Genomic DNA, 25,756 nt, shown 5'->3' with positions numbered 1-25,756 from the left:
CGAATGCACCGCTCCCCGCCTGGGAATACTCCAGTCAGTCCGGTCCCGAGGCCACCGGGGCAGCGGGGGCCGGCATGCCGCGGATGACGCAGGGTCATCCGCTCTGGAGGCCTAGTGGTCAGTTCGAAGAGCCGCCGGACACCAGACCGGCGCACGTACGTTCTCGACACGAGCGTGCTCCTGGCGGACCCGCTCGCCATGACCCGCTTCGAGGAGCACGAGGTCGTCCTCCCGGTGGTGGTGGTCACCGAGCTGGAGGCCAAGCGGCACCACCCGGAGCTGGGCTACTTCGCCCGCCAGGCGCTGCGGCTGCTCGACGACTACCGGATCCGTCACGGCCGGCTCGACGAGCCGATCCCGGTCGGCGAGCTCGGCGGCACCATCCGGGTCGAGCTCAACCACTCCGACGTGTCGATACTGCCGGCCGGCTACCGGGCCGGCGGTGAGGCGGACACCCGGATCCTCGCGGTCGCCCGCAACCTCCAGGCCGAGGGCTACGACGTGACCGTCGTGTCCAAGGACCTGCCGCTGCGGATCAAGGCCAGCTCGGTGGGCCTGCTCGCCGAGGAGTACCGGGCCGAGCTGGCGATCACCTCGGGCTGGACGGGCATGTCCGAGCTGCACGTCCCGGCCGACCAGGTGGACGCGCTGTTCTCGGCCGGCCACGACGCGGGGGTGGACGTCGACGGCGCCACCGAGCTGCCCGTCCACACCGGACTGGTGCTGACCTCGGAGCGCGGCCGGGCGCTCGGCCGGGTCACCGGCGACGGCCGGGTGCGGCTGGTGCGCGGGGAGCGCGAGGCGTTCGGGCTGCGCGGGCGCAGCGCCGAGCAGCGGGTGGCGCTGGACCTGCTGCTCGACCCGGAGATCGGGATCGTGTCGATGGGCGGCCGGGCCGGCACCGGGAAGTCGGCGCTGGCGCTGTGCGCGGGGCTGGAAGCGGTGCTGGAGCGGAGGCAGCACCGCAAGGTGATGGTCTTCCGGCCGCTGTACGCGGTCGGCGGCCAGGAGTTGGGCTACCTGCCCGGTTCCGAGGCGGAGAAGATGGGCCCCTGGGCGCAGGCGGTCTTCGACACCCTCTCCGCCGTCACCACCCCGGACGTGATCGAGGAGGTCATCTCCCGCGGGATGCTGGAGGTGCTGCCGCTGACCCACATCCGGGGGCGCTCGCTGCACGACGCCTTCGTGATCGTGGACGAGGCGCAGTCGCTGGAGCGGAACGTCCTGCTGACGGTGCTGTCCCGGATCGGCCAGGGCTCGCGGGTGGTGCTCACCCACGACGTGGCGCAGCGGGACAACCTCCGGGTGGGCCGCTACGACGGCGTGGTGGCGGTGGTGGAGAAGCTGAAGGGTCATCCGCTCTTCGCCCACATCACGCTCACCCGCTCGGAGCGTTCGCCGATCGCGGCGCTGGTCACGGAGATGCTGGAGGACATCCACCCGTGATCCGCCCCTGATCGGGGCATAGTGGGACAATATGGTCAACTCATGACCCGGAGCCCGCTCCTGATGGAGCGGGCTCCGCCCGTTTCATCACATCGAGTGCTTTCCGTCCGGGAAACCGCCGTACGGTGAATGTGACATGCGCCACGCGAAGGGGAATTGCGTCGACCGTGCCCGGTGCGGCATGGTGAGGGTTCTGTCAGGCCCCGCGTACGGCGCGGCAGGGCTTCCGGACTCCGGGAGTCAGGCCCGGGAAGGTTCGCCAACTCCGGTCGGTGGACACACAATTGAACACCGTTGAGCCGTACGCCGCCCGATTTCAACGCCCGGTCACCTCGGCCGGACGCCGGGCCAGCACCTCCCGTGACCAGAGCACTGTGCGGAGGTCCGTGCCAAGGGGCATGTTGCGCCCGTACGGTCACGCGTGGGCGATGCTGGAAGGAAACCATGTGACTCGGATCTCGGTCCGGGGAGTTGCTGTGGCCTCCGCCACCGCCGTCACCGCTGTCGGTGCCGTCGTGGGTATGGCCTCGGGCAGCGAGGGCAAGACCATGCAGACGGTCGACGTCGCCGGCGCGACCCTGCTTGCCGAAGTCCCCTCTGGCGCCCAGGCGCAGACCATCAGTGACAACATCGGCCAGCAGGCATCCGCCCAGCAGGCCTCCGCCGACGCCGCCGCCAAGGCCGCCGCGGAGCAGAAGGCCGCCGAGGAGGCCGCGCGCCAGCAGGCCGCCGCGGACGCCCAGGCGAAGGCCGATGCCCAGGCCAAGGCCGACGCGGAGAAGGCCGCCAAGGCCGCGGACGACAAGCGCAAGGCCGACGAGGCCGCCGCGAACCGGTCCAAGTCCCGTTCCGCGATGACCGCGGTCGAGGACAGCGCTCCGCCCGTCTCGGTCAGCCCCGGCTCGGTCCAGGACCTGGCCCGGCAGATCGTCGGCAACGACGCGCAGTTCCAGTGCTTCAGCCAGATCGTGAAGCGCGAGAGCGGCTGGGACTACACCGCGACCAACAAGAGCTCCGGCGCGTACGGTCTGGTCCAGGCGCTGCCCGGCACCAAGATGGCCTCGGCCGGTGCCGACTGGCGCACCAACCCGGCCACCCAGATCAAGTGGGGCGTCGGCTACATGAACTCCCGCTACGGCAGCCCCTGTGGCGCGTGGTCGTTCTGGCAGGCCCACAACTGGTACTAGGACCGGCTGCCGCCCCGGCGGCGCGGTTCCCGCGGCCCCCGGCCGTTCGCCCTCCCCGGGCGAGCGGCCGGGGGCCGCGGCGTTCTCGGGCACGGCTGTCGCTCGGGCGTCGGCCCAAGGGGGTGCGGGGTGCGGGGCGCGAGCCCGGGGGGCGGACCGCGCCGCCCGGGCTGCGCTGACCAGTGCGCCCTCGGGCGGTGCGGTCCCGGTTGCGGACGCGGGGCGCGGGAAGGGGTCCTGGTTGCTTCCCGCACCGGCCGGTCCGCCGGCAGTTGGCCGCGGGGCGACCTCGGTGGCCGGGCTCCGGGGTCTCGTCCCGACTCCTCCCCAGCGGACCGCATCCGAAACCGGATGGAACCTTGCGTTTTGTCCGGTTCGTCGGCATGGGAGGTTCGAGTCGAACGGGCCCGCGGCCGGACTGGCCGCGCCCTCGCCGGGTAGCGTCATCCCTGACGGCCGCGGCGGGACCCGCGGCGTACCGCCGGGCACGGCGGGTTCGGCGGGTTCGGCAGTGGAGCGGTGGTAGCGAGGATGGCGCGGGGCGGAAAGGCCTTCAAGGCCGTGGCCAAGGGCATGGCCGTGGTGGCGAGCGCGGCCGCCGTGATCGAACGGCGCCGGCGGGCCGCGATGGCGGCCGACCCGCACGAGCCGGCCCTCCCGGGGCCGGCCGCCGGGAACGTTCCGGCGCTCGTGGACGGGCACGTCCCGGCACTTGTCCCGGCACTCGTCGAGGCGCCCGGACCGGTCCCGGTCCCGCGGACCGACCCGGCCCCGGCGGCCGAGGCGGTCCCGCCGTCCGCCGCGGCGGCCCCGGTCACCGCGCCCGCGCCGGTCGCGCACACCGGGTTCGGGCGGGAGTACCACCCCGGCCGCCCGGCCACCCCCGCCGAGGCGGTGCCGTGGGGGCTGCGGGTGGCCGCGGAGTCGACCTGGCGGCTGCTGCTGCTCGGAGCCGCGCTCTACGTCGTCTTCTACGTGGTCGACATGCTGCGGCTGGTCGCCTTCTCGGTGCTGGCCTCGCTGCTGATCACCGCGCTGCTGGAGCCCTCGGTCTCCTGGCTGCGCCGGCGCGGGGTGCCGCGCTCGCTGGCGGCGGGCGGGGTGTTCCTCAGCGGTCTCGCCGGGATCGGACTGGTCGGCTGGTTCGTGGTCTGGCAGGTGTCGACCAACCTCTCGGACGTCACCACCCAGGTGAAGACCGGCGTCAACCAGATGCGGGACTGGCTGGTCACCGGGCCGTTGCACCTGACCCAGCAGCAGATCACCGACTTCGCCAACCAGATCACCAAGGCCATCACCACCAACACCGATCAGCTCACCTCGGCCTCGATCACCGGCGCGCAGATCGCCGTCGAGGTGCTGACCGCACTGCTGATGACCTTCTTCACCACCTTCTTCTTCCTCTACGACGGGGCGAAGATCTGGAACTGGGCGCTGCGCGGGCTGCCGCGGCATTCCCGCTTCGCGATGGCCGGGGCCGGCCCGAAGGCGTGGGCGACGCTCACCGCCTATGTGCGCGGCACGGTCTGCGTGGCCTTCATCGACGCGCTCTGCATCGGCATCGGCGTCGATCTGCTGGGCGTGCCGCTGGCCCTGCCGCTGGCTGTGATCATCTTCCTGGGCGCCTTCGTCCCGCTGGTCGGCGCACTGGTCACCGGCACCGTCGCGGTGCTGATCGCGCTGGTCACCCAGGGGCCGTGGACGGCGCTGATGGTGCTGGTGGTGCTGGTGGTGGTGATGCAGGTGGAGAGTCACATCCTCCAGCCGCTGATCCTCGGCCGGGCCGTCCGGGTCCACCCGCTCGGCGTGGTGCTCGGCGTCGCGGCCGGCGGCATCATCGGGGGCATCGGCGGCGCGGTGGTCGCCGTCCCGCTGATCGCCGTCACCAACACCGTGGTCACCCACCTGCGCCGGCGCAACGAGGCCGGCCAGGCCGTCTTCACCGCGCTCGAAGCCGCCCGCGAGGCCGCCGAACGGACGGCCGGACAGGCCGCCGAGCGCACCGCGGCCACCAGTTCCGCCCCGCCGGCCGCGCCCGCCACCGACTGACCCTCCGCCGTGCCGGACTGCCGGTGGGGAGAACGACGACGGGCCCTCCCGGACATGGTGTCCGGGAGGGCCCGTCGGGGTGCCGGGTGCGTCAGGCGGTGACGGCGGCGAGGGCGGCCTCGGAGTCGAGGACGCCGGCCACGGCCTGCAGGACGGCGGCGATCTTCATCGAGGCCTGGACGACCTCGCGCTCGACGCCGGCCTTGCGCAGCACGGCCTCGTGCGAGTCGAGGCACTGGCCGCAGCCGTTGATGGCGGAGACCGCGAAGCACCAGAGTTCGAAGTCGACCTTCTCGACGCCCGGGGTGCCGATGATGTTCATCCGCAGACCGGCCCGCATCGTGCTGTACTCCTTGTCGGAGAGCAGGTGCAGCGTCCGGTAGTAGACGTTGTTCATCCCCATGATCGCGGCCGCGCCCTTGGCGGCGTTGTACGCCTCCGGGGACAGGTTGGCCTTGGCCTCGGGCTCCAGCTCACGCAGCAGGCCGGGGCTGCGGGTGGCCATCGCGCAGGACAGCACGGTGCCCCAGAGCTGCTGGGCGGGGAGGTCGGAGTTGCCGATGACCGAGCCCAGGTTGAGCTTGAGGTCCTTGGCGTAGTCCGGGAGGGCGGCCTTCAGGTCGTCGAGAGCCATGGGTCAGCCCGCCAGCAGGGCCTGGGCGTCGAGGGTGTCCTCGCCCTTGTTCCAGTTGCACGGGCACAGCTCGTCGGTCTGCAGGGCGTCCAGCACCCGCAGGACCTCCTTGGGGTTACGGCCGACGGAGCCGGCGGTGACCATGACGAACTGGATCTCGTTGTTCGGGTCGACGATGAAGACGGCGCGCTGGGCGGTGCCGTCCTCGCCCTCGACGCCGCAGGCGCGCATCAGGTCGTGCTTGATGTCGGCCAGCATCGGGAAGGGCAGGTCGCGCAGGTCCTTGTGGTCCTTGCGCCAGGCGTGGTGCACGAACTCGGAGTCGCCGGAGACGCCGAGGACCTGGGCGTCGCGGTCGGCGAACTCGTCGTTCAGCTTGCCGAACGCGGCGATCTCGGTCGGGCAGACGAAGGTGAAGTCCATCGGCCAGAAGAAGACGATCTTCCACTTGCCCTCGTAGGACTTGTGGTTGATATCGGCGAAGGCGCTCGCGGCGTCCAGGTCGACACAGGCCTTGAGGTCGAACTCGGGGAACTTGTCACCGATCGTGAGCACGTTCGCTTCTCCTGAAGTGAGATGAGGGGAGCTTGTCCGGAATCCGGACACCACTCACAGTTCCACATCGTGGACTGATCAGGGAAATAGCTACACTGGATGTGTCTGATCGGAGATTGTTATCAGTACTGAATCCCCCACGTCGCGGCCGCGTCCCCGCCGGAACGGCGACCCCAAGGGCGACCCGACTGTGGCGAGCGCCACAGTCCGCAGCCCGCGCACCCCGACCGTCGCCCAGTTGCGCGCCTTCGTCGCGGTGGCCGAGCACCGGCACTTCCGGGAGGCCGCCGCCGCCACCGGGACCAGCCAGCCCGCGCTGTCCGGGGCGGTCGCAGCGCTGGAGGAGTCGCTGGGCGCACAGCTGGTCGAGCGTACGACGCGCAAGGTGATCGTCACCCCACTGGGGGAGCGTGTGCACCAGCACGCGCGCCGGGTGCTCGCCTCGCTGCAGGCCCTCACCGAGGAGGTCGAGGCCGCCCGCCGTCCGTTCACCGGGCCGCTGCACCTGGGTGTCATCCCGACCGTCGCGCCCTACCTGCTGCCCACCGTGCTGCGGCTGGTCCGCGACGGCTTCCCGGACCTGGAGCTGCACGTCCACGAGGAGCGCACCCCCTCGCTGCTGGAGGGCCTGGCCGCCGGGCGGCTGGACGTCCTGCTGCTCGCGCTGCCGGCCGGCGGGGCCTCGCCGACCAAGGACATCCCGCTGTTCGACGAGGACTTCGTCCTGCTCACCCCGCCCGGCCACCCGCTCGCCGGGCGGATCGACGTCCCGCGCGACGTGCTGCTCGACCTGGACGTGCTGCTGCTGGAGGAGGGCCACTGCCTGCGCGACCAGGCGCTGGACATCTGCCGCGAGGTCGGCGCCGACCCGGCGGGCTCGACCACCCGCGCTGCCGGCCTGTCCACCCTGGTCCAGCTGGTCGCCGGCGGCCTCGGGGTGACCCTGCTGCCCGCCACCGCGCTGGACGTCGAGGCCGGGCGCACCGACCGGCTGGCCGCCGTCCGCTTCGCCGCACCGCAGCCCGGCCGCAGGATCGGGCTGGCCGTCCGGCCGGGCTCGGCCCGCAACGCCGAGTACGAGCGCTTCGCGGCCGCGCTGCGCGAGGTGCTGGTCGAGCTGCCGGTCCGGATCGTTTCCTAGCGCGAAGCGCGCAGGGGGTCCGGCCGGCGGAGTTCCGCCGCCGGGGTGCCCAGGCAGAGTCCGACCGTCGTCGCGACGAGGAGCTCCAGCGCCTCCAGGGTGTCCTGGTCGGGCCGGTCGCCGGGCCGGCGCAGGGTGAGGTGGCGGGCCGTCAGACCGTCGAAGCCGCCGAGGAAGTGGACGGCGATCCGGCGGGCGGGCAGCGCCAGGCTCAGGCCGTGGGCGGCCGCGAGGGCGTCGAGCATCTCGGTGGCGGTGCCCTCGATGTCGTGCTGGAGCCCGAGCATGATCTCCTGCATGTCCGGGTCGCGCATGGCCAGCGCCCCGAACTCGCTCAGCAGCACGCAGCGTCCGTGCTCGCCGGTGGCGGCCTCCCAGAGCGCGAGCACCAGGGTGCGGACCTGTTCGCCGAACGCGCCGTCGCCGGGGGAGGCGGCGCGCACCTCGCCGACGAAGTCGGACTTCAGCTGCTGGACGACCGCCCGGTAGAGATCCTTCTTGGTGCCGAAGGTGTAGTGCACCGTCGCCTGCGCCACGCCCAGCTCGGCCGCGATCGCGCGGGTGCTGCCGGCGGCGATTCCCTCCCTGGTCATCAGGTCGATCGCGGCCTGGACCAGTTGCGGTCGGCGTTCGGAGGCGGGGACGTGGGCCATCCAGTCAGGGTAGCGCCACGGGCAGGCAACTGTGTCGTGCGATCTTGTCGGTCAACTTTGTCACCCGACAAAGTTCGGTCTACGGTGGGACGCGACCTGCCCTGACCGACCCGAGGGACCGCCGATGGCCACGTACCTGTACCGACTGGGCCGATACTGCTTCCGGCGGCGACGGGCCGTCGTCGCCGTCTGGATCGCCCTGCTCCTCGCCATCGGCGGGGCCGCGGGCGCCTTCGCCGGCAAGACCACCGACGAGTTCAAGGTCCCGGGCACCGAGGCGCAGGCCGCCCTGGACCGGATCAAGGACACCTTCCCGGCGCAGGGCCACGGCTCCGCGCAGGTCGTCTTCGCCGCCGGCGCGCCCGGCGGCATCGGGACGCCCGAGGCCGGCAGGGCGGTCGGCGAGGCCGTCGCCCGGATCGCCCAGGTGCCGGGCGTGGCCGCGGTGCCGGACCCGTACGCCACCGGCGCGCTCTCGCCGGACGGGACGGTCGCTCTCGCGCTGGTCTCCTTCGACCACAAGCTCGCCGACGTCACCGACCGGCAGCGCGACGCGGTGAAGGCCGCCGCCGAGCCGGCCCGCGCGGCCGGGCTGGACGTGGCCTTCGGCGGCGACGCGTACAACACGATGGCCCAGATCGAGGGCGGCAGCGAGGCGATCGGCCTGGTGGTGGCCGGGCTGGTGCTGGTGGTCACCCTCGGCACGCTGGTCGCCGCCGGGCTGCCGCTGCTGACCGCGCTGGTCGGCGTCGGCGTGACGATGGCCGGCCTGCTGGCGCTCACCGGCTCCTTCGAGATCATCACCACCGCGCCGGTGCTGGCCCTGATGGTCGGCCTCGCGGTCGGCATCGACTACGCGCTGTTCATCCTCTTCCGGTACCGCCGCCACCTGGACGAGGGCCTGGAGCCGGAGGAGGCCGCCGCCCGGGCCACCGCGACCGCCGGCAGCGCCGTCGTCTTCGCCGGCCTGACCGTGGTCGTCGCGCTCGCCGGACTCGCCGTCGCGGGCGTGCCCTTCCTCACCGTGATGGGTCTGGCCGCCTCCGGGGCCGTCGTGGTGGCCGTCCTGGTCGCGATCACGCTGCTGCCCGCCGTGCTGGGCTTCACCGGCCGGGCGATCGACCGGCTGCCGATCTGGAAGCGGGCCCTGACCGCCAACGGCCGCACCACCATGGGCGAGCGCTGGGGCCGCTTCGTGGTCCGCCGTCCGCTGCCCGTCCTGCTGGTCGCACTGGCCGGGCTGGGCGCCCTGGCGGTGCCCGCCGCGAGCCTGAACCTCGGTCTGCCGAGCGGCGGTTCGCAGGCCGCCGGGACGGACGCGCGCAAGGCGTACGACCTGGTCGGCGAGAGCTTCGGGCCGGGCTTCAACGCTCCGCTGGTGGTCGTGGTGGACGCCCACGGCGCCCCGCAGCCCGAGCAGGCGGTGCGGGAGGTGGCCGCGAAGCTCCAGACCCTCAAGGGCGTCGGGACGCTGCTGCCGCCGACCGTCGACCAGGAGAGCCGCACCGCGCTGGTGACCGTCATCCCGCAGACCGGTCCGGACCACGCGGATACCGAGGCGCTGGTCAACGAGATCCGCGACCGGAAGGCGGAGCTGAAGGCGGAGACCGGCGCGGACATCGCCGTCACCGGCACCACGGCCGCCAACATCGACGTCTCCACCAAGCTCGGCCAGGCGCTGCCGCCCTTCCTCGCGGTGATCGTCGGGATCGCGGTGGTGCTGCTGGCGCTGGCGTTCCGCTCGGTGCTCGTCCCGCTCAAGGCGGTGGCCGGCTTCCTGCTCAGCGTCACCGCCTCGCTCGGCGCGGTGGTCGCGGTCTACCAGTGGGGCTGGCTGGACGGGCTGATCGACGTGCCCAAGGTCGGGCCGGTGGTGAGCTTCGTGCCGATCCTGCTGATCGGCGTGCTGTTCGGGCTGGCGATGGACTACGAGCTGTTCCTGGTCTCCGGGATGAAGGAGCAGCACGTCCACGGCGCGGCGCCGCGCGAGGCCGTGGTGGCCGGGGTGCGGAACGGGGCCCGGGTGGTCACGGCGGCCGCGCTGATCATGGTGGCGGTGTTCGGCTCGTTCGTCTTCGGCCACGACCCGGTCGTCCAGCCGATCGGCTTCGCCCTCGCGGTGGGCGTGCTGGTGGACGCCTTCGTGGTGCGGATGGCGCTGGTGCCGGCCGCGATGGCGCTGTTCGGCAAGGCCGCCTGGTGGTTCCCGAAGCGGCTGGAGAAGGTCGTGCCGCGGGTGGACATGGAGGGCGAGCAGCTGATGGCCCGGCTCGCGCGACGGCCGGCCGAGGACGGGACGCGGGAGCCGGCCGAGCAGCCGGCCGTGGAGCCGACCCGGATCTGACGGCCCCGGCCCCAGAAGCCCCGGCGCCAGAAGCCCCGGCGCCAGGAGGCCCGGCCCGGGGGCAGTGGTCGGACGACCCGTACGGGGCGCCCGGTGGGATCCGTTCCCGCCGGGCGCCCCCGCGTTGGAGGGGGCGCGGTCACATCCCCGCGGGCAGCCGCTGTTCGAACCAGACCACCTTGCCGGTGCCCAGCCTGGTCGCACCCCAGCGGTCCGCGCACCGGGCCACTATCTGCAGCCCGCGCCCGCGTTCGTCCTCCGGCCCGGTGCGGCGCGGGCGCGGCAGCAGCGGGCTGTCGTCGCCGACCTCGCAGCGCAGCCGGGCGGTGCGCACCAGGCTCAGGGTGACCGGCCGGGTCGCGTGCTGGACGGCGTTGGTGACCAGCTCGCTGACCATCAGCTCGGTCGCCTCGCTCAGCTCGTCCAGCCCCCAGCGGCGCAGCGTGTGCGCGGCCAGTCGGCGGGCCCGGCCCGGAGTCTCGTTGCGCGGCTGGAGGTACCAGTGGGCGACGTCCCCGGCCGGGATGCCGTCGAAGCAGGCGCCGAGCAGGGCGATGTCGTCGCCGCGGTCGCCGGGCGGCAGGATCCGCAGCGCCTCCTGGCACAGCTGCTCGGGGGACTGCCAGCGGGCGGCGGCGATCCGGGCGCGCAGCATCTCCAGGCCGTCGCTGATCGGGCGGGTGCGGGTCTCCACCAGGCCGTCGGTGAACAGCAGCAGGGCCGAGCCGGGCGGTGCGGGCAGTTCGACGGAGTTGAAGTCCACCCCGCCGACGCCGATCGGTGCCCCGGAGTCCAGTTCGACCAGCTCGGCGATGCCGTCCGGGCGGACCAGCACCGGTGGGACGTGTCCGGCGTTGGCCATCACCACCCGGTTGGCGATCGGGTCGTACACCGCGTAGACGCAGGTGGCCAGGTGCTGTTCCCGGCCGAGCCGCTGGGCCTGTTCGTCCAGGTGGTAGAGCACCTCGTGGGGCGGCAGGTCGAGGGCGGCCAGGGTCTGGGCGCTGGTGCGCAGCTGGCCCATGATGGCGGCCGAGGTGAGGGAGTGGCCCATCACGTCGCCGACGATCAGGGCGACCCGGTTGCCGGGCAGCGGGACGGCGTCGTACCAGTCCCCGCCGACCTGTGCGCCGCGCTCGCCGGGCAGGTAGCGCTGGGCGATCCGGACGCCGTGCGACTGCGGCAGGCGCAGCGGCAGCATGCTGCGCTGGAGTTCGTTGGCGATCTCCCACTCGCGGGCGTAGCGCAGTGCGGTGTCCACGGCCAGCCCGGCCTGGGTGGCGAGGTGCGCGGCGGTCGCGGTGTCCGCGGCGTCGAAGACCGGGCGGCCGGTGCGTTCGGGAGGGCGGCGGATCAGTATCAGCAGCCCGAGCACGGCCTTGCGCCCGCGCAGCGGCAGGGCGAGGACGGAGGTCCCGGCGGCCAGCCGGGCCACCCCGCGGGTGCCGTACAGCTCGCGCAGCAGCGTCTCGGCGCGTTCGGCGGCGGGGGTGCCGAGGACGGCGGCCTCGGCGGGGCGGCGGCTCAGCAGGGCGTGGGCGAGCGCCCCGCCGCGGGTCACCGGGGTGGCCGGGCCGCCGTCGGCGGTCGAGCGGGCGCCGTAGCGGGAGCGGCGCCGGTCGTCCAGACCGCTCGGGCGGCCGCGGCGGCCGATCCGGGTGCCGGTGCTGTGGTGTATCCGCAGCTCCTCCGGGAAGCCGGGTTCGCGTTCGACGTTGGGCAGCGGGTCGCGCAGGTGGACGACGGCGGCGTCGGCGAGCGTCGGGACCAGCACCCGGCCGATGTTGCGCAGCGTCGCGGCGAGGTCGAGGGCGCTGTTGATCCGCCGGGTCGCCGAGTCGAGGTACGCCAGGCGGTCCGCCATCTCGGTGCGTTCCGGCCGTGCGCCCGCCCGTCGTACCGGGGCTGCCGGCAGGGCCGTCGCCGGGGCCGGTGTCGCGGCCGGGACCTGGCGGCGCTGGCCCGGGACGGCGGGCGGCTGCTCCGCCTCGGTCTTGAGCTGGTCGCGCACGGCTGCCTGTCCTGGATTCGGTGTGGTCGGTGAGCTGTTCTGTTGCACCGGCCGCGGGTGCGGCCGGCCCTGTCCCGGTTCGATCAGCCGACGCGTCGACAGCGCAGGAACAGCTGTTCCTCCGGCGGCAGCGAGGTACTGGCCGGTGCGTACGGATGCCCCGAGCACTCCTCGACGGCGAAGCCGGCCGAGACCAGAACCCGCTCCAGATCCTCCCTCAGATACCCACTGATCCGCAGCTCTCTGCCAAGGAACGGAAGCGGAACGTGATCCAGGTCCGCCTCGACCATACCGAGCGCCAGCAGTCCGCCCGGCCACAGGAGTTCGCGCAGCTGCCGCAGCACGGTCGGGATCTCGTCCTGCGGCAGCAGGATCAGCGAGAAGAACGCGGTGACGGCGGCGAACCGGCCCCGGCCGTCCGGCCCCAGTTCAGGGGCGTTCCAGACCCGGTCCGCACGCTCGGTGGCCAGATCGTACAGGTCGATCCGATGGAACACCGGCGCGAACACGCCCGGGAAGGCGGTCCGCCGGGCCAGCGTGAGCATCCCGTCGGAGAGGTCCGCGCCGGTCACCCGCAGACCGTCGGCGACCAGCTGGCGGACGGTCGGTTCGCCGGTGCCGCAGCCCACGTCCAGCACCCGGGCGCCGGGTTCGAGCTCGGCGAGCAGCCGCCGGCCGCAGGCCAGCTGTCCGTCCTTGGCGGGGAACGCCTCGCCGTACTCCGTGCCGATGGTGTCGAAGGCGACCGCCTGCAGTGCCCGGGCCGCCCGCCGCCGCCGTACCTCGGGTTCGTCGTCGCCGGCGTCCTCGTCGACGGGGAACGGGTCCGATATCTGTCCGGTCGTCACGTTGCGAGGCACCCTTCCACCCGTGGCCTCCGGTGGCTCCTCCGCGGCCCCGCGGGCCGCTGCCGGTGGCGGTACGTCACGCTCTGCGCACCACGCGGACGGACTGCACCCCGATGCGTTTCCGAGCAGACACTCGTGTGCGTACTGGCATCTGAGAATATGCGTGATCACTGTGCCGTGGGGTTCCTTTCCGGCCAACTCGCCGCGCTTGGGCGGTTGTGGCCGGGGTTGCGGAAGCACGGGGGTGCGGGCGGGGTTGTGCGCGTGGCCACGCACGCCGGACAGCGCGCCAAGGGAACGTCGATGACCTGCGGTTTTGCCGATCCGCAGGCTGACTATCGGACGTTTATCGAACGTCAATCGGTCCGGTGCACAGTGGAGTCCAGCGCCGGGGAAGCGTTGAGGGCGCTCCCGCAGCCGGGGGGCTGCGGGGGCGCCGACGCGTGGAACGGGGGAGGTTCTCCGTGGGGGAGCGGAAGCCTTACGGCGCGGGGGGAGAGAGGGGCTCGGTGTGCTGCTGGGAGATGAGGTCCGCCACGGGGGAGGCCTCAGGCACACCGAGCCGCGTGAAGATCGCATGGGCCTCCTGGAGGCAGGCGAGTCCGCGAGCCGGCTGGGCGAGCGCCAACAGGGCCTCGCCCAGTGCGGCGTTCGCCAGGCCCTGGCAGTAGGCGGAGCCCAGCTCCTGGCCGATCGCCAGCGACTCGTCGGCCGCCGAGGCCGCCTCGGCGGGCTGCTCGGCGACCAGCAGGGCCGAGGCGAGCCTGGCCAGGGTGTAGCCCTCCCACAGGGGGTTCTGCTGCGACTGGTAGAGCCGGTGCGCCTCCCGCAGGTGCGGAACGGCGTCGCCGCCGGAGAGCACCACACCCAGCTGGTAGAGGGTCTGGGCGAGCAGCGGGCCGTTCTTGGACTCCCGGGCGGCGGCGACACCGTCACCGGCGGACCGGACCGCCGTCTCGGTCATCCCGAGCCGGTGCTGTGCCCGGGCCATGTTGCTGACGATGCGGGCCTCGGCGGTCGGCGCGCCGACCGCCTGGCTGGTGGCCCGGGCCTGTTCCATGAACGGCAGGGCCTCGGCCGGACGGTTGCCCAGGCTAAGGATCACGCCCAGGATGTTGGCGGTGGCCAGCAGCTGGACGGTCGGGACGTCCGGTGACTGGTGGTCCAGACTGCGGCGCAGCGAGTGCTCGGCGCCCTGGAAGTCACTGGTGACGTAGTTCAGGGCACCCAGGACGAAGTGCACCCGGGCGAGTGCGGCGGAGTCGTCGCGGAGCTCCGCCTCGCGTCCGAGGGCTTCCAGGACCGGTCGTACCTGCGGGCCGTGGGTCGGGTCCGGATCGAGGCCGTACAGCAGGATCAACAGGTCGATCGCCGCGTGCTGCGAGGAGCGGGGCCCGTTCGCCGCCGCCGCCGTCGAGTTGAGCAGGAGGGCGCTCTCGCTCCGGAGCCAGGACTGAGCGGAACCGCTGGTCGGCAGGCCGATCCCGGGCGAGGACGGCGTGGTGAGCAGCTCGGGCTCGGGGTCGTCCGGTTCGAGGGTCCGGGCCGCGTTGCGGACGGTCGGGATCAGCAGGTCGAGCAGCCGCAGGACGGCCCGTTCCTGCTCCCCGCCGTCGCCCGACCGGTCGTTCTGCCGCTGGGCGTAGAGGCGGAGCAGATCGTGGTAGCGGTAGCGGCCGGGGGTGAAGCACTCCAGCATGTTCGCCTCCACCAGGGCCTCGACGAGCTCCTCGGCGGTGTCCTCGTCCACGCCGAGGAGTGCCGCGGCGGCCGCGAGCGGGATGTCGGGGGAGTCGATCAGCGCGAGCAGTCGAAAGGCGCGGGCCTCGGCCGTGGACAGCTGTCCGTAGCCGAGCCCGATGGTGGTCTCCACGGCGAGGTTGCCGAGTTGGAGCTCGTCCAGGCGGTGACGCTGGTCGGCTAACCGACGGGCCAGGTCGGAGACGCTCCACCGCGGCCGGCTGGCCAGCCGGGCGGCGGCGATGCGGACCGCCAGCGGCAGGAAGCCGCACGCGGTGACCACCGCCATGGCCGCCTCCGGCTCCGCGGCGACCCGCTGCTCCCCGACGATGGCCGAGAACAGTGCCAGGGCCTCCCGCGGAGTCAGCTCCTCGACGTCGAACAGTTGCGCGCCGGGGATGCCGGCGAGCCGGGAACGGCTGGTGGCGAGCACCGCGCAGCCGGAGACGCCCGGGATCAGCGGCCGGATCTGGTCGGCGTCCCGTGCGTTGTCCAGCAGGATGAGCATCCGCCGGTTGGCGAGCAGCGAGCGGTAGAGCGCCGCGCGCTGCTCCATCGACTCCGGGTTCTCGGTGACACCGAGGGCGTGGAGGAAGTCGCCGAGGACGACGACCGGGTCGGCCGGCGAGGCGCCGGCGCCGCGCAGGTCGACGTACAGCTGTCCGTCCGGGAACTCGGCCCGGACCCGGTGGGCGACGTGGACCGCGAGGGTGGTCTTCCCGACGCCGCCGATGCCGGCCAGCGAAGTGACCACCACGGCCTGGCCGGTGGCGTTCATCAGGACCGTCGAGAGGTCGCTCACCAGCTCGGTGCGGCCGCTGAAGTCCAGGACATCGGCCGGGAGTTGGGCCGGCGCCGGGGCGGTGGGCCGGTCCTTCGCCGCCACTTCGGGCACGGCCGGGAGGGCGAGCGCGGGGTCGGCCGCGAGGATGCGGGTGTGCATCGTGGACAGGCCGACGCCCGGTTCCACCCCGAGTTCCTCGATGAGCAGTTTGCGGGTGTCGGTGTAGACGCCGAGGGCCTCGGCCTGGCGGCCGCAGCGGTACAGCGCCAGCATCAGGAGTTCGCGCAGCCGTTCGCGCAGCGGATGTTCCGTCGTCAGGTTGTTGAGCTCTCCGACGATTTCCGCGTGCTGGCCGATGGCGAGGGCGGCGGCGCACAGGTCCTCGGCGGCGGCCACCTGGCGCTCGGCCAGTCGGAGCCGCTGGGTGTCGGCATAGGGGCCGGGGATGCCGGTGAGCGGGCGGCCGCTGAACAGGCCCAGTGCCTCGGTCAGCAGCCGGTGCGCCTCCTGCTTGCCGCCGTTCGTCCGGGCGGCCGCGGCCTCGGCGCAGAGCCGCTCGAAGACCGTCAGGTCGAGGGCCTCGCCCGGGATGCGCAAGGCGTAGCCGTCGGCGACCGAGACCAGCAGCTCGGCGGGTGCGCGGACCTCGCGGCGCGGCTCGATGACCGAGCGCAGCCGGGAGACGTAGGTCCGCAGGGCGGCGACCGCCTGGGCCGGCGGGCGATCGCCCCACAGGGCGTCGACCAGGTCCTGGGTGGTGACCGGGCGGCCGGCGTGCAGCAGGAGGGCGCTCAGGACCGCCTGTTGCTGGGGGGAGCCGAGGGAGACGGGCTTCCCGTCGAGCCAGGCCTGGACCGGGCCGAGGACCTGGAAGCGCAGCGCGGGCGAGGGCGGCGTCTCCTGAAACTCCATGAAGTCCCCCGATGGCCTGTGGTGTCGATTTCGTGAAAGGGCGCTCGGCGGTCCGCCGCGGTGCTTCAGCTTAGGCGGACGCCCGACTCTGCCGGACGGTCCCGCAAGCCGCACGATGTTTATCGGACATTTAATCAACCCTACGATACTGTGCCCGCGCCCGCGCCAAGCCGGTCGGGCTGACGACATTTGATGACCGAAAGGCGGCCGCCAATGGCCAACGACCAGAGCGAGACCCCGGTGCCGTCGACGCCCGAGAACCAGGCGCAGACCCCGGCCCCGGACTCCGCTGTGGAGGCCGGCCAGGCTGTCGAGGGCGCGGTCGCCGCGACCTCGGACCCGACCGAGTACACCGAGCCGAGTGCCGACCGGAAGAACGCGATCGAGAACGGGATCTTCGGCGACGAGGCCGACCACCTGCTGGAGCCGGCCAAGCCGGACACCGGCAAGCCGGGCGAGAAGTACGAGCCGGAGAGCATCGTCTTCGGCCACGCGTGAGCCGTGCCGGTCGAGTGCCCCCGTCGCCCCCGTCCGGGCGCGGGGGCACCGGTGGTTATGGGCACGCCAATTCCCCAAAGGTGTCAACCGGGTGGCCGAAACATGCCCGCGGTGCACTCATGGTGACCGGCGATATCCGTAACGTGCCCGACGGCGGGTGCGGGACGTTCCGGAATTCCGGATTCACCCGGGGGTATTGCGGTGGTCGGAATGCCGCCGTTTGCCCGCGTTCTGCCGAAATTGCCGAGGAAGATCGTATTCGGCTGAATCGCCCGCCCCGGGGGCGGGGGCGACCTGGTGGGGGTCGGCCGTCCATTCCCGGCCGCCGGGCTCGGGGCGCAGGTAGTGCTCGCCGCCGATGGTGTCCATGTAGATGCCGGTGCGTCCGGTCCTCCGGTCGAGGACGAGTTCACCCACGTGGGGCCGGTAGGCCGGGGTGTTTCGCTGTCGGGTGCTCACCGTGCTGCTCCTCGCTCTGGTCGGCGACTGGCCAGCATCTCTAGAGAAGCTAATATCTCTAGAGATGTCAACGGTCGTATCTCCTTACCGGCGACCGCGGGCACGCCTACGATTTGTCCGAGGCAGAGGGAGCGGCGATGACCGGCAGCAATGGCGACAAGCAGCCCAAGTACCAGCGGATCGCCGAAGCGCTGAAAACGGCCATCGACACCGGCCGGTACCGCGCGGGCGACCGCCTGCCCGGCGAGAACGACCTCATGGACGAGTACGGCGTGGCCCGGATGACCGCCCGCCAGGCGCTGGGCGTGCTGCAGAGCGAGGGCATCGCCGAGGCGCGCCGCGGCGCCGGGGTGTTCGTCCGGGACTTCCGGCCGCTGCGCCGGCGCGGCATCCAGCGGCTGGCGCAGGGGCAGTGGGGGTCCGGCCGGTCGATATGGTCGGCGGACATAGACAACCGCAGCCTGGTGGTCGACCAGGTGTCCGTCACCGAGCAGGGCGCGCCCGAGCACGTGGCCCGGATGCTGGGGGTCGCCCCGGGCGCCCCGATGTGCGTGCGGCACCGCCGCTTCGTCCTCGACGGCAAGCCGGTGCTGCTGTCGACCTCCTACCTGCCCGCCGTCCTGGTCGCGGGCACCGCGATCACCCGCGAGGACACCGGCCCCGGCGGCACCTACGCCCGGCTCGCCGAGATCGGCGCCAAGCCCGTGCACTTCCGCGAGGAGGTCCGCTCCCGGATGCCCGGCGCCGAGGAGGCCGCCCGCCTGGAACTGTCCGCCGGCACCCCCGTCATCCTGATCTGCCGCACCGCCTTCGCCGACGAGGGCCAGGTCGTCGAGCTCAACGAGATGATCCTGGACGCCGCCTCCTACGTCCTGGAGTACGACTTCGACGCCTGAACGCCGGATGACGCCCACCGGCCGCGGCCGGCTGCCGTCCCCGGCGGGGGAACACCGCCGCCCCGGCCGCAGGGGCGACCGGGGCGGGGCGGGGGCGTGCGGGACTACTCCTTGGAGCGGACGCGCAGGTTGGTGATCAGCGGGCCCTCGGTGGTCTCGCGGAAGAAGTCGTTGCCCTTGTCGTCGACGACGATGAAGGCCGGGAAGTCCTCGACCTCGATGCGCCAGACCGCCTCCATGCCGAGCTCGGCGTACTCCAGCACCTCGACCTTCTTGATGCAGTCCTGGGCGAGGCGGGCGGCCGGGCCGCCGATCGAGCCGAGGTAGAAGCCGCCGTGCGCGGCGCAGGCGTCGGTGACCTGCTTGCTGCGGTTGCCCTTGGCGAGCATGACCATCGAGCCACCGGCGGCCTGGAACTGGTCGACGTAGGAGTCCATCCGGCCGGCCGTGGTCGGGCCGAAGGAGCCGGAGGCGTAGCCCTCGGGGGTCTTGGCCGGGCCCGCGTAGTAGACCGGGTGGTCCTGGAGGTACTTGGGCATGCCCTCGCCGGCGTCCAGGCGCTCCTTGATCTTGGCGTGGGCGATGTCGCGGGCGACGACCAGGGTGCCGGTGAGCGAGAGCCGGGTCTTCACCGGGTACTTGGACAGCTCGGCGCGGATCGCGGACATCGGCTGGTCGAGGTCGACGCGCACCACGTCGTCGTCCAGGTGCTCGTCGGTGGTGTCCGGCAGGTACTTCGCCGGGTCGGTCTCCAGCTGCTCCAGGAACACGCCCTCGGCGGTGATCCTGCCGAGCGCCTGGCGGTCGGCGGAGCAGGAGACGGCCATCGCGACCGGGAGCGAGGCGCCGTGCCGCGGCAGGCGCACCACGCGCACGTCGTGGCAGAAGTACTTGCCGCCGAACTGGGCGCCGATGCCGATCTTCTGGGTCAGCTCGGTGACCTTGGCCTCCAGCTCCAGGTCGCGGAAGCCGTGGCCGGTCCTGGCGTCGCCCGAGGTCGGCAGGTTGTCCAGGTAGTGCGCCGAGGCGTACTTGGCGGTCTTCAGCGCGAACTCGGCGCTGGTGCCGCCGATCACGATGGCCAGGTGGTACGGCGGGCAGGCCGCGGTGCCCAGCGAGCGGATCTTCTGCTCCAGGAACGAGAGCATGCTCGCCTCGTTCAGGATGGCCTTGGTCTCCTGGTACAGGTACGACTTGTTGGCGGAGCCGCCGCCCTTGGCCATGAACAGGAACTTGTACGCGTCGCCGTCGGTGGCGTACAGCTCGATCTGGGCCGGCAGGTTGTTGCCGGTGTTCTTCTCGTCCCACATGGTCACCGGGGCCATCTGGGAGTAGCGCAGGTTGAGCTTGGTGTACGCGTCGTAGACGCCCCGCGCGATGGCGGACTCGTCGCCGCCCTCGGTGAGCACGTTCTGGCCGCGCTTGCCCATGACGATCGCGGTGCCGGTGTCCTGGCACATCGGGAGGATGCCGCCGGCCGAGATGTTGACGTTCTTCAGCAGGTCGAGCGCCACGAAGCGGTCGTTGGGGCTGGCCTCCGGGTCGTCCAGGATGCGGCGCAGCTGGGCGAGGTGGGCGGGGCGCAGGTAGTGCGAGATGTCGTGCATCGCCTCGGCCGTCAGCAGCCGCAGCGCCTCGGGCTCGACCTGGAGGAAGGTGCGGCCGCCGGCCTCGAAGGTGGAGACACCCTCGGAGGTGATCTTGCGGTAGGGGGTCGGGTCAGCGCCCAGGGGGAGCAGGTCGCTGTACTCGAAGTCTGGCGTGGGAGCCATGGGGGCGGTCCTTAGCTGTCCAGTTGGTCCGGCTGCGTCGGCGAAGCATCATCCAGGGTAGGACCCGGTGGACGTCGGCATGCGGACAGGGCAGCCTTGCGTGACCGGGCTCACTCGCGCAGGAGTGCGAGCGACTAGGCTGACCCCCGTGGACAACTCGCCGTCGCACGACGATTCGGGGCAGCCGCCGGTGCCGGCGCCCGTACCGATGACCAAGCCCGAACCCGAGCCGGAACTCAAGCCCGAGACCAGGGCGGAGGCCGCGCCGCGGCCGCACGCGCCGGTCGCGGAGGCGGACCTGCGGGTCTCCGACGCCGACCGCGAGAAGGTCGCGGAACTGCTGCGGGACGCCTACGCCGAGGGCCGCCTGGACGCGGACGAGCACGCGGAGCGGATCGAGGCCGCGTACGCCTCGAAGACCTTCGGCGACCTCGTGCCGCTGACCCGGGACCTGCCGGCCCGCCCGCTGTCCTTCGAGAAGCAGCCGCTGAGTGCCCCGCAGGGCCCGCCGCCGCAGCCGCCCGCGCGCCAGGAGTCGCCGACGGTGGTGGCGGTCTTCGGCGGCGCGGCCCGCAAGGGCCGTTGGCGGGTGGGCTCGCACCTGAGCGCCTTCGCCGCGTTCGGCGGGGTGGAGATCGACCTGACCGACGCCGTGTTCGAGTCCCCCGAGGTGGAGATCACGGTGACGGCGATCTTCGGCGGGGTCCAGGTCAGGGTCCCGGAGAACGTGAGCCTGCAGGGATCCGGCATCGGCATCTTCGGCGGCTTCGACGTCCGGGAGACGACCGCGGCGGACCCGTACGCTCCGGTTGTCCGGATCAAGGGCCTTGCGCTGTTCGGTGGTTGCGAGGCGAAGCCGCGCCGGGGCAAGAAGCTGAAGGAATGGGTGCGGCGCCAACTCGGCACCGACTGACCGCCGTTGACCTGCACAGCGCCCGATCGGGGATCAACTCCCGGTCGGGCGCTCGGCGTTGCGGCCGGTGCTCTGCGTAGTCGATTGCGTGCAGTGTGCATGAATCGCGGCCGGGCGGGGTAGTTCCTTCCGCACATCGCTTCTTGGACGGCTGCGCACCGGAGGCGGCCGAGCGGCCGTGCCCGGGCTGGACAGCGGGGGCTCGCGGCCGGCGGGGGAGCGAGGGGTCCCCGTGTCCGAGAGCCTCGTCAGGAGTACGGCCGTGCTGCATCCGATCGAGTCCCGCACCACCTCGCCAGTCGCCGCTGCGCAGGTCCTGGAACGCCGTCCCGGCGTCCGTCCGCAGCCGCAGCCGCAGGGCGGCCCGGCGGGTTCCCCCGCGGGCGAGGACAACCCCTGGCACACCGGCGCCGCGTGTCGGCGGGACGAGGTGGGGCTGTTCTTCGCGCCCTCCAAGGAGCCGACGGCGGCCCGGCTGTCGCGCGAGGAGCAGGCCAAGCAGGTGTGCGCCCGCTGCCCGGTGCTGCTGGAGTGCCGCGAGCACGCGCTGGCCCAGCCGGAGCCGTACGGGGTCTGGGGCGGGCTGACGGCCGCCGAGCGGCGGGTGGTGCTGGCCCGGCGGCGGCGCCGGGACACGGAACTGCGCGAGGCGGCCCTGGTGACGGCGGCCGCGCGGCGCCGGATAGCCGGGTGACGACGGGCCCGGGCCCGAGAGCGGGACGGCGACGCACCGCGGCCCCGGCGGAGGGGGATTCCGCCGGGGCCGCGAAGCGCGCTCGGGTGGGGCTCAGTTGGCGCGGTCGAAGTCGATCGCGCTGTACGCCCGCAGCTTCGAGAGCTTGTGGGTGGAGTTGATCTCGCGGATGGTGCCGCTCTTGGAGCGCATCACCAGCGAGCTGGTGGTGGCGGTCTCCGAGCGGTAGTGCACGCCGCGCAGCAGCTCGCCGTCGGTGATCCCGGTGGCGACGAAGAACACGTTCTCGCCGCTGACCAGGTCGTCCGTGGTGAGGACCCGGTCCAGGTCGTGGCCGGCGTCCAGGGCCTTCTGCCGCTCGGCGTCGTCCTTGGGCCACAGCCGGCCCTGGATCACGCCGCCCATGCACTTCATCGCGCAGGCCGCGATGATGCCCTCCGGGGTGCCGCCGATGCCCATCAGCAGGTCGACGCCGGTGCCCTCGCGGGCGGCCATGATCGCGCCGGCCACGTCGCCGTCCGAGATGAACTTGATCCGGGCGCCCGCTTCGCGGATCTCCCGGACCAGGCCGTCGTGGCGCGGGCGGTCGAGCACGACGACGGTGACGTCCTCGACGGCGCTGCCCTTGGCCTTGGCGACCCGGCGGATGTTGACCGCCGCCGGGGCGGTGATGTCGACGAACTCGGCGGCCTCCGGGCCGGCCACCAGCTTGTCCATGTAGAACACGGCGCTGGGGTCGAACATGGTGCCGCGGTCGGCGACGGCCAGTACGGCCACCGCGTTGTTCATGCCCTTGGCGGTCAGCGTGGTGCCGTCGACCGGGTCGACGGCGACGTCGCACTCGGCGCCGGTGCCGTCGCCGACCCGCTCGCCGTTGTAGAGCATCGGGGCTTCGTCCTTCTCGCCCTCGCCGATGACGACGACGCCGTTCATCGACACGGTCGAGACGAGGGTGCGCATCGCCTTCACGGCGGCACCGTCCGCGCCGTTCTTGTCGCCACGTCCGACCCACCGGCCGGCGGCCATCGCGGCCGCCTCGGTGACCCGGACGAGTTCGAGCGCGAGGTTCCGGTCCGGAGCCTCGGGCGCGACCTCCAGGGCACTGGGAAGGTGGTGCGGGTACTGCGTGGTCATCGTCGTTACCTCTCTGTACGCGACGGCCAGTGAGCGCCCGACTACTGCCAGGTCGAACGCCGTGGTGAGGGTATTGCGATCGTATCTGCCCACGAGATGACTGTCTGTGGCGCAGGTCGCTGCTCTGTGGCGGAAACCACCGATTCGCCCGGTATCACCCGTCCGTGGACACCCCTGGTGACCGCCCGGGGATGTGGATGAGTCACCATGTGGGGGTGGCAGCAGACAGCAAGGGCATGAGGGGCCGGCAGACCGTACGGGACATGGTCCTGTCGATGCTGGCCGTCGGTTTCGTCGTCGGGATCGGGTACCTGTTCCTCCCGCACGGATCCGGCGGCGACCCGGTGCGCGTGGTCGGGTACCGGGTGGAGGCGGCCTCCGCCAAGCGCGCCGCGCCGTACCCGCTGCTCTCCCCGGAGGGGCTGTCGGACAAGTGGCGGGCCACCTCGGTCGGTTACCGGCCGGCCGACCAGAACAACGGCAAGGGCAACGCCTGGCACCTGGGCTTCGTGACCCCCTCGGGCCGGTACGCGGCGATCGAGCAGAGCGACGTGCCGCGCGACTCCCTGCTGGCCGACCACGTCAAGGGCGCCGCGTCGGACGGCACTTCCGAGGTGGCCGGCCGCACCTGGGACCGGGTGCAGGGCGAGAAGGACCGCGCGCTGGCCGTCCAGACCGGCCCCGGGACCACCCTGCTCACCGGCACCGCCTCCTACGAGGAGCTGGCCGAGCTGGCGCAGGCGCTCAAGTAGCCCCGCTTCCGCCCGCCTTCCCGGACACGCCGAAAGGGCCCCGCACCGGACGAACCGGTGCGGGGCCCTTCGGCGTGCGCGGGGCGGATCAGGCCGTGGTGACGACCTCGTCGTAGGCCAGGCGCGGCGAACGCGGGAACCAGGCGTCCTCGCCCGGGCGGCCGATGTTGACCACGGCCAGCACCGAGTGCTCGCCGTCGCCGAAGAACTCCTTGTTGATGCCCTCGGCGTCGTAGCCGGTCATCGGGCCGGCGGCCAGGCCGGCGGCGCGCACGCCGATGATGAAGTAGGCGGCCTGCAGGGCGCCGTTCATCGTGGCGGACTGCTCACGGACGCTGCGCTCCGAGAAGAACAGGTCCTTGGCCTGGGGGAAGTGCGGGAGCTGGGTCGGCAGCTCCTCGTGGAACTCGTTGTCCACGGCCAGGATGGCGACCAGCGGGGCGGCGGCGGTCTTGGCCTTGTTGCCGTCCGCCATCTGCCGGACGAGGCGCTCGCGACCCTCGGCCGAGCGGACCAGGACGACGCGCAGCGGCTGCTGGTTGAAGGCGGTCGGGCCGTACTTGACCAGCTCGTAGATGGCCTGGACCTGCTCGTCGGAGACCTGCTCGTCGGTGAAGGTGTTGGCGGTGCGGGCCTCGCGGAACAGGAGGTCCTGAGCGGCAGCGTCGAGTACCAGGGCGTCGGTGGTCATGCTTCTGCACCTCATGCGGAAAAGGGGTTCGTCGGGGTGATCGGCCGCGGCCGTTCACTTCCTCCAACATAGGTGAAGATTCAACGATTCCCCAAGCGGATGTGATCCGCCTCACTCCCCGTCGGGGGTCGCCCCCTCCTCGGCGGCCAGCGCGGCGTCCAGCCGGGCCCGGGCGCCGTCCAGCCAGCGCTGGCACACCTTCGCCAGCTGCTCGCCGCGCTCCCACAGGGCCAGCGACTCCTCCAGCGAGGTCCCGCCGGTCTCCAGCTGCCGGACGACGTCCAGCAGCGCGTCCCGGGCGTGCTCGTAGCCCAGCGCGTCGTCCGGGTTCGGCGCCGCGTCCTGCTGCTCCTGCTGCTCTGCCATGGGTGCCAGCGTAGGGGCTCGGGCCGACACTCCCCAGCCCCGGCCCGCGGCGGCGGGCGACTACCCGGGAGTCGCGGTGACATCGAAGCCGCCGCCCGCCACCCGCGCGTGCAGCCCCTCGCCGGGCGCGACCTGCGCCGGGTCGGTCACCACCGTGCCGTCCGTGCGCTGGAGCACCGCGTAGCCGCGCTCCAGGGTGGCCGCCGGGGAGAGCGCCACCACCCGGGCCAGGGTGTGCCCGAGGTCGCTCTGCGCGTGGTCCAGCCGGTGCCGCAGGGTGCGCCGGGCCCGCTCCAGCAGGCCGTCCACCTCCTGCCCCCGACCGTCCAGCATCCGGTGCGGGGCGGCCAGCGACGGGCGGCTGCGCACCCCGTCCAGCCCGTGCTGCTCGCGCTCGACCCGGGACAGCACGTACCGGCGGGCGCGGTCGCGCAGCTGGCGGACCTTGGCCAGCTCCTCACCGACGTCCGGAACCACCCGTTTGGCCGCGTCGGTCGGGGTGGAGGCGCGCAGGTCGGCCACGAAGTCCAGCAGCGGCTGGTCCGGCTCGTGCCCGATCGCGCTCACCACCGGCGTACGGGCGGCCGCGACCAGCCGCACCAGGCCCTCGTCCGAGAACGGCAGCAGGTCCTCCACGCTGCCGCCGCCGCGGGCCACGACGATCACGTCCACCTCGGGGTGCTCGTCCAGCTCCCGCACGGCCGCGCTCACCCGTTCCACCGCGCTGACCCCCTGCACCGGGACGTTGCGCACCTCGAAGCGTACGGCCGGCCAGCGCCGCCGGGCGTTCTCCAGGACGTCCCGCTCGGCCGCCGAGCCGCGCCCGGTGACCAGCCCGACGCACTGCGGCAGGAACGGCAGCGGCTTCTTGCGCTCCGCCGCGAACAGGCCCTCCCCGGCGAGCCGCCGCTTCAGCTGCTCCAGCCGGGCCAGCAGCTCGCCGAGGCCCACCGGGCGGATCTCCGAGGCGCGCAGGGACAGCTGCCCGCGCGCCGCGTACCACTCCGGCTTGGCGTGCACGACGACCCGCGCGCCCTCCTGCACCACGTCCGCGACCTGGTCGAACACCGAGCGGAAGCAGGTCACCGTGAGCGACACGTCGGCCTGCGGGTCGCGCAGGGTCAGGAACACCACGCCCGCGCCGGGGCGGCGGCTGAGCTGGGTGATCTGCCCCTCCACCCAGACCGCGCCGAGCCGGTCGATCCAGCCGCCGATCAGCGCGGAGACCTTGCCGACCGGGAGCGGCGCTTCGGGGGAGCTGGTGTTGGCCATGCGTA

Annotated in this window: 22 protein-coding genes; 10 read left to right on the top strand and 12 right to left on the bottom strand. The window is 72.8% G+C overall.

From position 1 onward, the window contains the following. Window positions 1-114: 114 nt before the first annotated feature. From ACZ6EM_RS28715 to ACZ6EM_RS28705, 3 genes are all read left to right on the top strand, one after another. Window positions 115-1,446: a PhoH family protein gene (locus tag ACZ6EM_RS28715; protein WP_359899497.1), complete on the top strand. Its 1,332-nt coding sequence runs from the start codon at window positions 115-117 to the stop codon at window positions 1,444-1,446. 446 nt (window positions 1,447-1,892) lie between these two features. Continuing rightward, window positions 1,893-2,633: an aggregation-promoting factor C-terminal-like domain-containing protein gene (locus ACZ6EM_RS28710; protein ID WP_452180797.1), complete on the top strand. Its 741-nt coding sequence runs from the start codon at window positions 1,893-1,895 to the stop codon at window positions 2,631-2,633. Window positions 2,634-3,164: 531 nt separating this feature from the next. Next, entirely contained in the window at window positions 3,165-4,682 is a 1,518-nt protein-coding gene (locus tag ACZ6EM_RS28705) for an AI-2E family transporter (protein WP_401055691.1), read from the top strand. Between the two features lie 91 nt (window positions 4,683-4,773). On the opposite strand, the gene ACZ6EM_RS28700 is transcribed toward ACZ6EM_RS28705, so the two are convergent. Both ACZ6EM_RS28700 and ACZ6EM_RS28695 read right to left on the bottom strand, forming a co-directional pair. Then, window positions 4,774-5,316, bottom strand: coding sequence for an alkyl hydroperoxide reductase (locus ACZ6EM_RS28700; RefSeq protein ID WP_359899503.1), 543 nt, complete (start codon window positions 5,314-5,316; stop codon window positions 4,774-4,776). A 3-nt stretch (window positions 5,317-5,319) separates the two neighbouring features. Beyond that, window positions 5,320-5,871 carry a peroxiredoxin gene (locus ACZ6EM_RS28695; protein ID WP_359899505.1) on the bottom strand — a complete coding sequence of 184 codons (552 nt, stop codon included), beginning with the start codon at window positions 5,869-5,871 and terminating at the stop codon, window positions 5,320-5,322. Between the two features lie 190 nt (window positions 5,872-6,061). Here ACZ6EM_RS28695 and ACZ6EM_RS28690 point away from each other — a divergent pair, with 190 nt between their 5' ends. Continuing rightward, on the top strand, window positions 6,062-7,012 hold the full coding sequence (locus ACZ6EM_RS28690) for a LysR substrate-binding domain-containing protein (protein WP_401052395.1): 951 nt from the start codon (window positions 6,062-6,064) through the stop codon (window positions 7,010-7,012). Here ACZ6EM_RS28690 and ACZ6EM_RS28685 read toward each other — a convergent pair. Then, window positions 7,009-7,665, bottom strand: a complete 657-nt coding sequence (locus ACZ6EM_RS28685; protein WP_452179641.1) for a TetR/AcrR family transcriptional regulator — start codon at window positions 7,663-7,665, stop codon at window positions 7,009-7,011. The two genes, ACZ6EM_RS28690 and ACZ6EM_RS28685, sit on opposite strands and share 4 nt — an antisense overlap. A 124-nt stretch (window positions 7,666-7,789) precedes the next feature. Between ACZ6EM_RS28685 and ACZ6EM_RS28680 the strand changes: the two genes are divergently transcribed. Next, window positions 7,790-10,009 carry an MMPL family transporter gene (locus tag ACZ6EM_RS28680; RefSeq protein WP_465773562.1) on the top strand — a complete coding sequence of 740 codons (2,220 nt, stop codon included), beginning with the start codon at window positions 7,790-7,792 and terminating at the stop codon, window positions 10,007-10,009. A gap of 139 nt (window positions 10,010-10,148) precedes the next feature. Here the strand turns inward: ACZ6EM_RS28680 and ACZ6EM_RS28675 are convergent, their stop codons facing one another. The 3 genes from ACZ6EM_RS28675 to ACZ6EM_RS28665 all read right to left on the bottom strand — a co-directional run bounded on the left by ACZ6EM_RS28675 (window position 10,149) and on the right by ACZ6EM_RS28665 (window position 16,304). After that, window positions 10,149-11,873, bottom strand: coding sequence for an ATP-binding SpoIIE family protein phosphatase (locus tag ACZ6EM_RS28675; RefSeq protein ID WP_452179642.1), 1,725 nt, complete (start codon window positions 11,871-11,873; stop codon window positions 10,149-10,151). 230 nt (window positions 11,874-12,103) lie between these two features. Next, window positions 12,104-12,775 carry a class I SAM-dependent methyltransferase gene (locus ACZ6EM_RS28670; RefSeq protein ID WP_465773581.1) on the bottom strand — a complete coding sequence of 224 codons (672 nt, stop codon included), beginning with the start codon at window positions 12,773-12,775 and terminating at the stop codon, window positions 12,104-12,106. 574 nt (window positions 12,776-13,349) lie between these two features. Beyond that, entirely contained in the window at window positions 13,350-16,304 is a 2,955-nt protein-coding gene (locus tag ACZ6EM_RS28665) for an AfsR/SARP family transcriptional regulator (RefSeq protein ID WP_401049973.1), read from the bottom strand. A 213-nt stretch (window positions 16,305-16,517) separates the two neighbouring features. On the opposite strand from ACZ6EM_RS28665, the gene ACZ6EM_RS28660 reads away from it, so the two are divergent. Next, the gene (locus tag ACZ6EM_RS28660) at window positions 16,518-16,802 is read left to right on the top strand and encodes a hypothetical protein (RefSeq protein WP_359899516.1); all 285 of its coding nucleotides are present in this window, start codon (window positions 16,518-16,520) and stop codon (window positions 16,800-16,802) included. Window positions 16,803-16,985: 183 nt separating this feature from the next. Here ACZ6EM_RS28660 and ACZ6EM_RS28655 read toward each other — a convergent pair whose 3' ends face one another. Then, window positions 16,986-17,219, bottom strand: a complete 234-nt coding sequence (locus ACZ6EM_RS28655; RefSeq protein ID WP_465773561.1) for a hypothetical protein — start codon at window positions 17,217-17,219, stop codon at window positions 16,986-16,988. Between the two features lie 179 nt (window positions 17,220-17,398). Between ACZ6EM_RS28655 and ACZ6EM_RS28650 the strand changes: the two genes are divergently transcribed. Next, window positions 17,399-18,157: a GntR family transcriptional regulator gene (locus tag ACZ6EM_RS28650; RefSeq protein WP_401055023.1), complete on the top strand. Its 759-nt coding sequence runs from the start codon at window positions 17,399-17,401 to the stop codon at window positions 18,155-18,157. A gap of 104 nt (window positions 18,158-18,261) precedes the next feature. Here ACZ6EM_RS28650 and ACZ6EM_RS28645 read toward each other — a convergent pair whose 3' ends face one another. Then, on the bottom strand, window positions 18,262-19,929 hold the full coding sequence (locus ACZ6EM_RS28645; protein ID WP_452179638.1) for a fumarate hydratase: 1,668 nt from the start codon (window positions 19,927-19,929) through the stop codon (window positions 18,262-18,264). A 148-nt stretch (window positions 19,930-20,077) separates the two neighbouring features. On the opposite strand from ACZ6EM_RS28645, the gene ACZ6EM_RS28640 reads away from it, so the two are divergent. Both ACZ6EM_RS28640 and ACZ6EM_RS28635 read left to right on the top strand, forming a co-directional pair. Then, the gene (locus tag ACZ6EM_RS28640) at window positions 20,078-20,842 is read left to right on the top strand and encodes a DUF1707 SHOCT-like domain-containing protein (protein WP_401056489.1); all 765 of its coding nucleotides are present in this window, start codon (window positions 20,078-20,080) and stop codon (window positions 20,840-20,842) included. Between the two features lie 316 nt (window positions 20,843-21,158). Continuing rightward, entirely contained in the window at window positions 21,159-21,536 is a 378-nt protein-coding gene (locus ACZ6EM_RS28635) for a WhiB family transcriptional regulator (RefSeq protein WP_380357098.1), read from the top strand. 93 nt (window positions 21,537-21,629) lie between these two features. On the opposite strand, the gene glpX is transcribed toward ACZ6EM_RS28635, so the two are convergent. Then, window positions 21,630-22,670, bottom strand: a complete 1,041-nt coding sequence (gene glpX, locus ACZ6EM_RS28630; protein ID WP_030055344.1) for a class II fructose-bisphosphatase — start codon at window positions 22,668-22,670, stop codon at window positions 21,630-21,632. A gap of 215 nt (window positions 22,671-22,885) precedes the next feature. Between glpX and ACZ6EM_RS28625 the strand changes: the two genes are divergently transcribed. Next, window positions 22,886-23,422, top strand: coding sequence for a DUF4245 domain-containing protein (locus tag ACZ6EM_RS28625; RefSeq protein WP_359899524.1), 537 nt, complete (start codon window positions 22,886-22,888; stop codon window positions 23,420-23,422). Between the two features lie 88 nt (window positions 23,423-23,510). Here the strand turns inward: ACZ6EM_RS28625 and ACZ6EM_RS28620 are convergent, their stop codons facing one another. The 3 genes from ACZ6EM_RS28620 to xseA form a co-directional block, all read right to left on the bottom strand. After that, window positions 23,511-24,113, bottom strand: coding sequence for a malonic semialdehyde reductase (locus tag ACZ6EM_RS28620; RefSeq protein WP_359899526.1), 603 nt, complete (start codon window positions 24,111-24,113; stop codon window positions 23,511-23,513). Between the two features lie 111 nt (window positions 24,114-24,224). Next, window positions 24,225-24,479 carry an exodeoxyribonuclease VII small subunit gene (locus tag ACZ6EM_RS28615; protein WP_452179637.1) on the bottom strand — a complete coding sequence of 85 codons (255 nt, stop codon included), beginning with the start codon at window positions 24,477-24,479 and terminating at the stop codon, window positions 24,225-24,227. Between the two features lie 60 nt (window positions 24,480-24,539). Further along, window positions 24,540-25,751, bottom strand: a complete 1,212-nt coding sequence (gene xseA, locus ACZ6EM_RS28610) for an exodeoxyribonuclease VII large subunit (protein WP_452179636.1) — start codon at window positions 25,749-25,751, stop codon at window positions 24,540-24,542. Window positions 25,752-25,756 lie beyond the last annotated feature (5 nt).

The organism is Kitasatospora sp. NPDC041917 (assembly GCF_055589745.1).
This window is presented reverse-complemented; position numbering and strand designations above follow the sequence as displayed.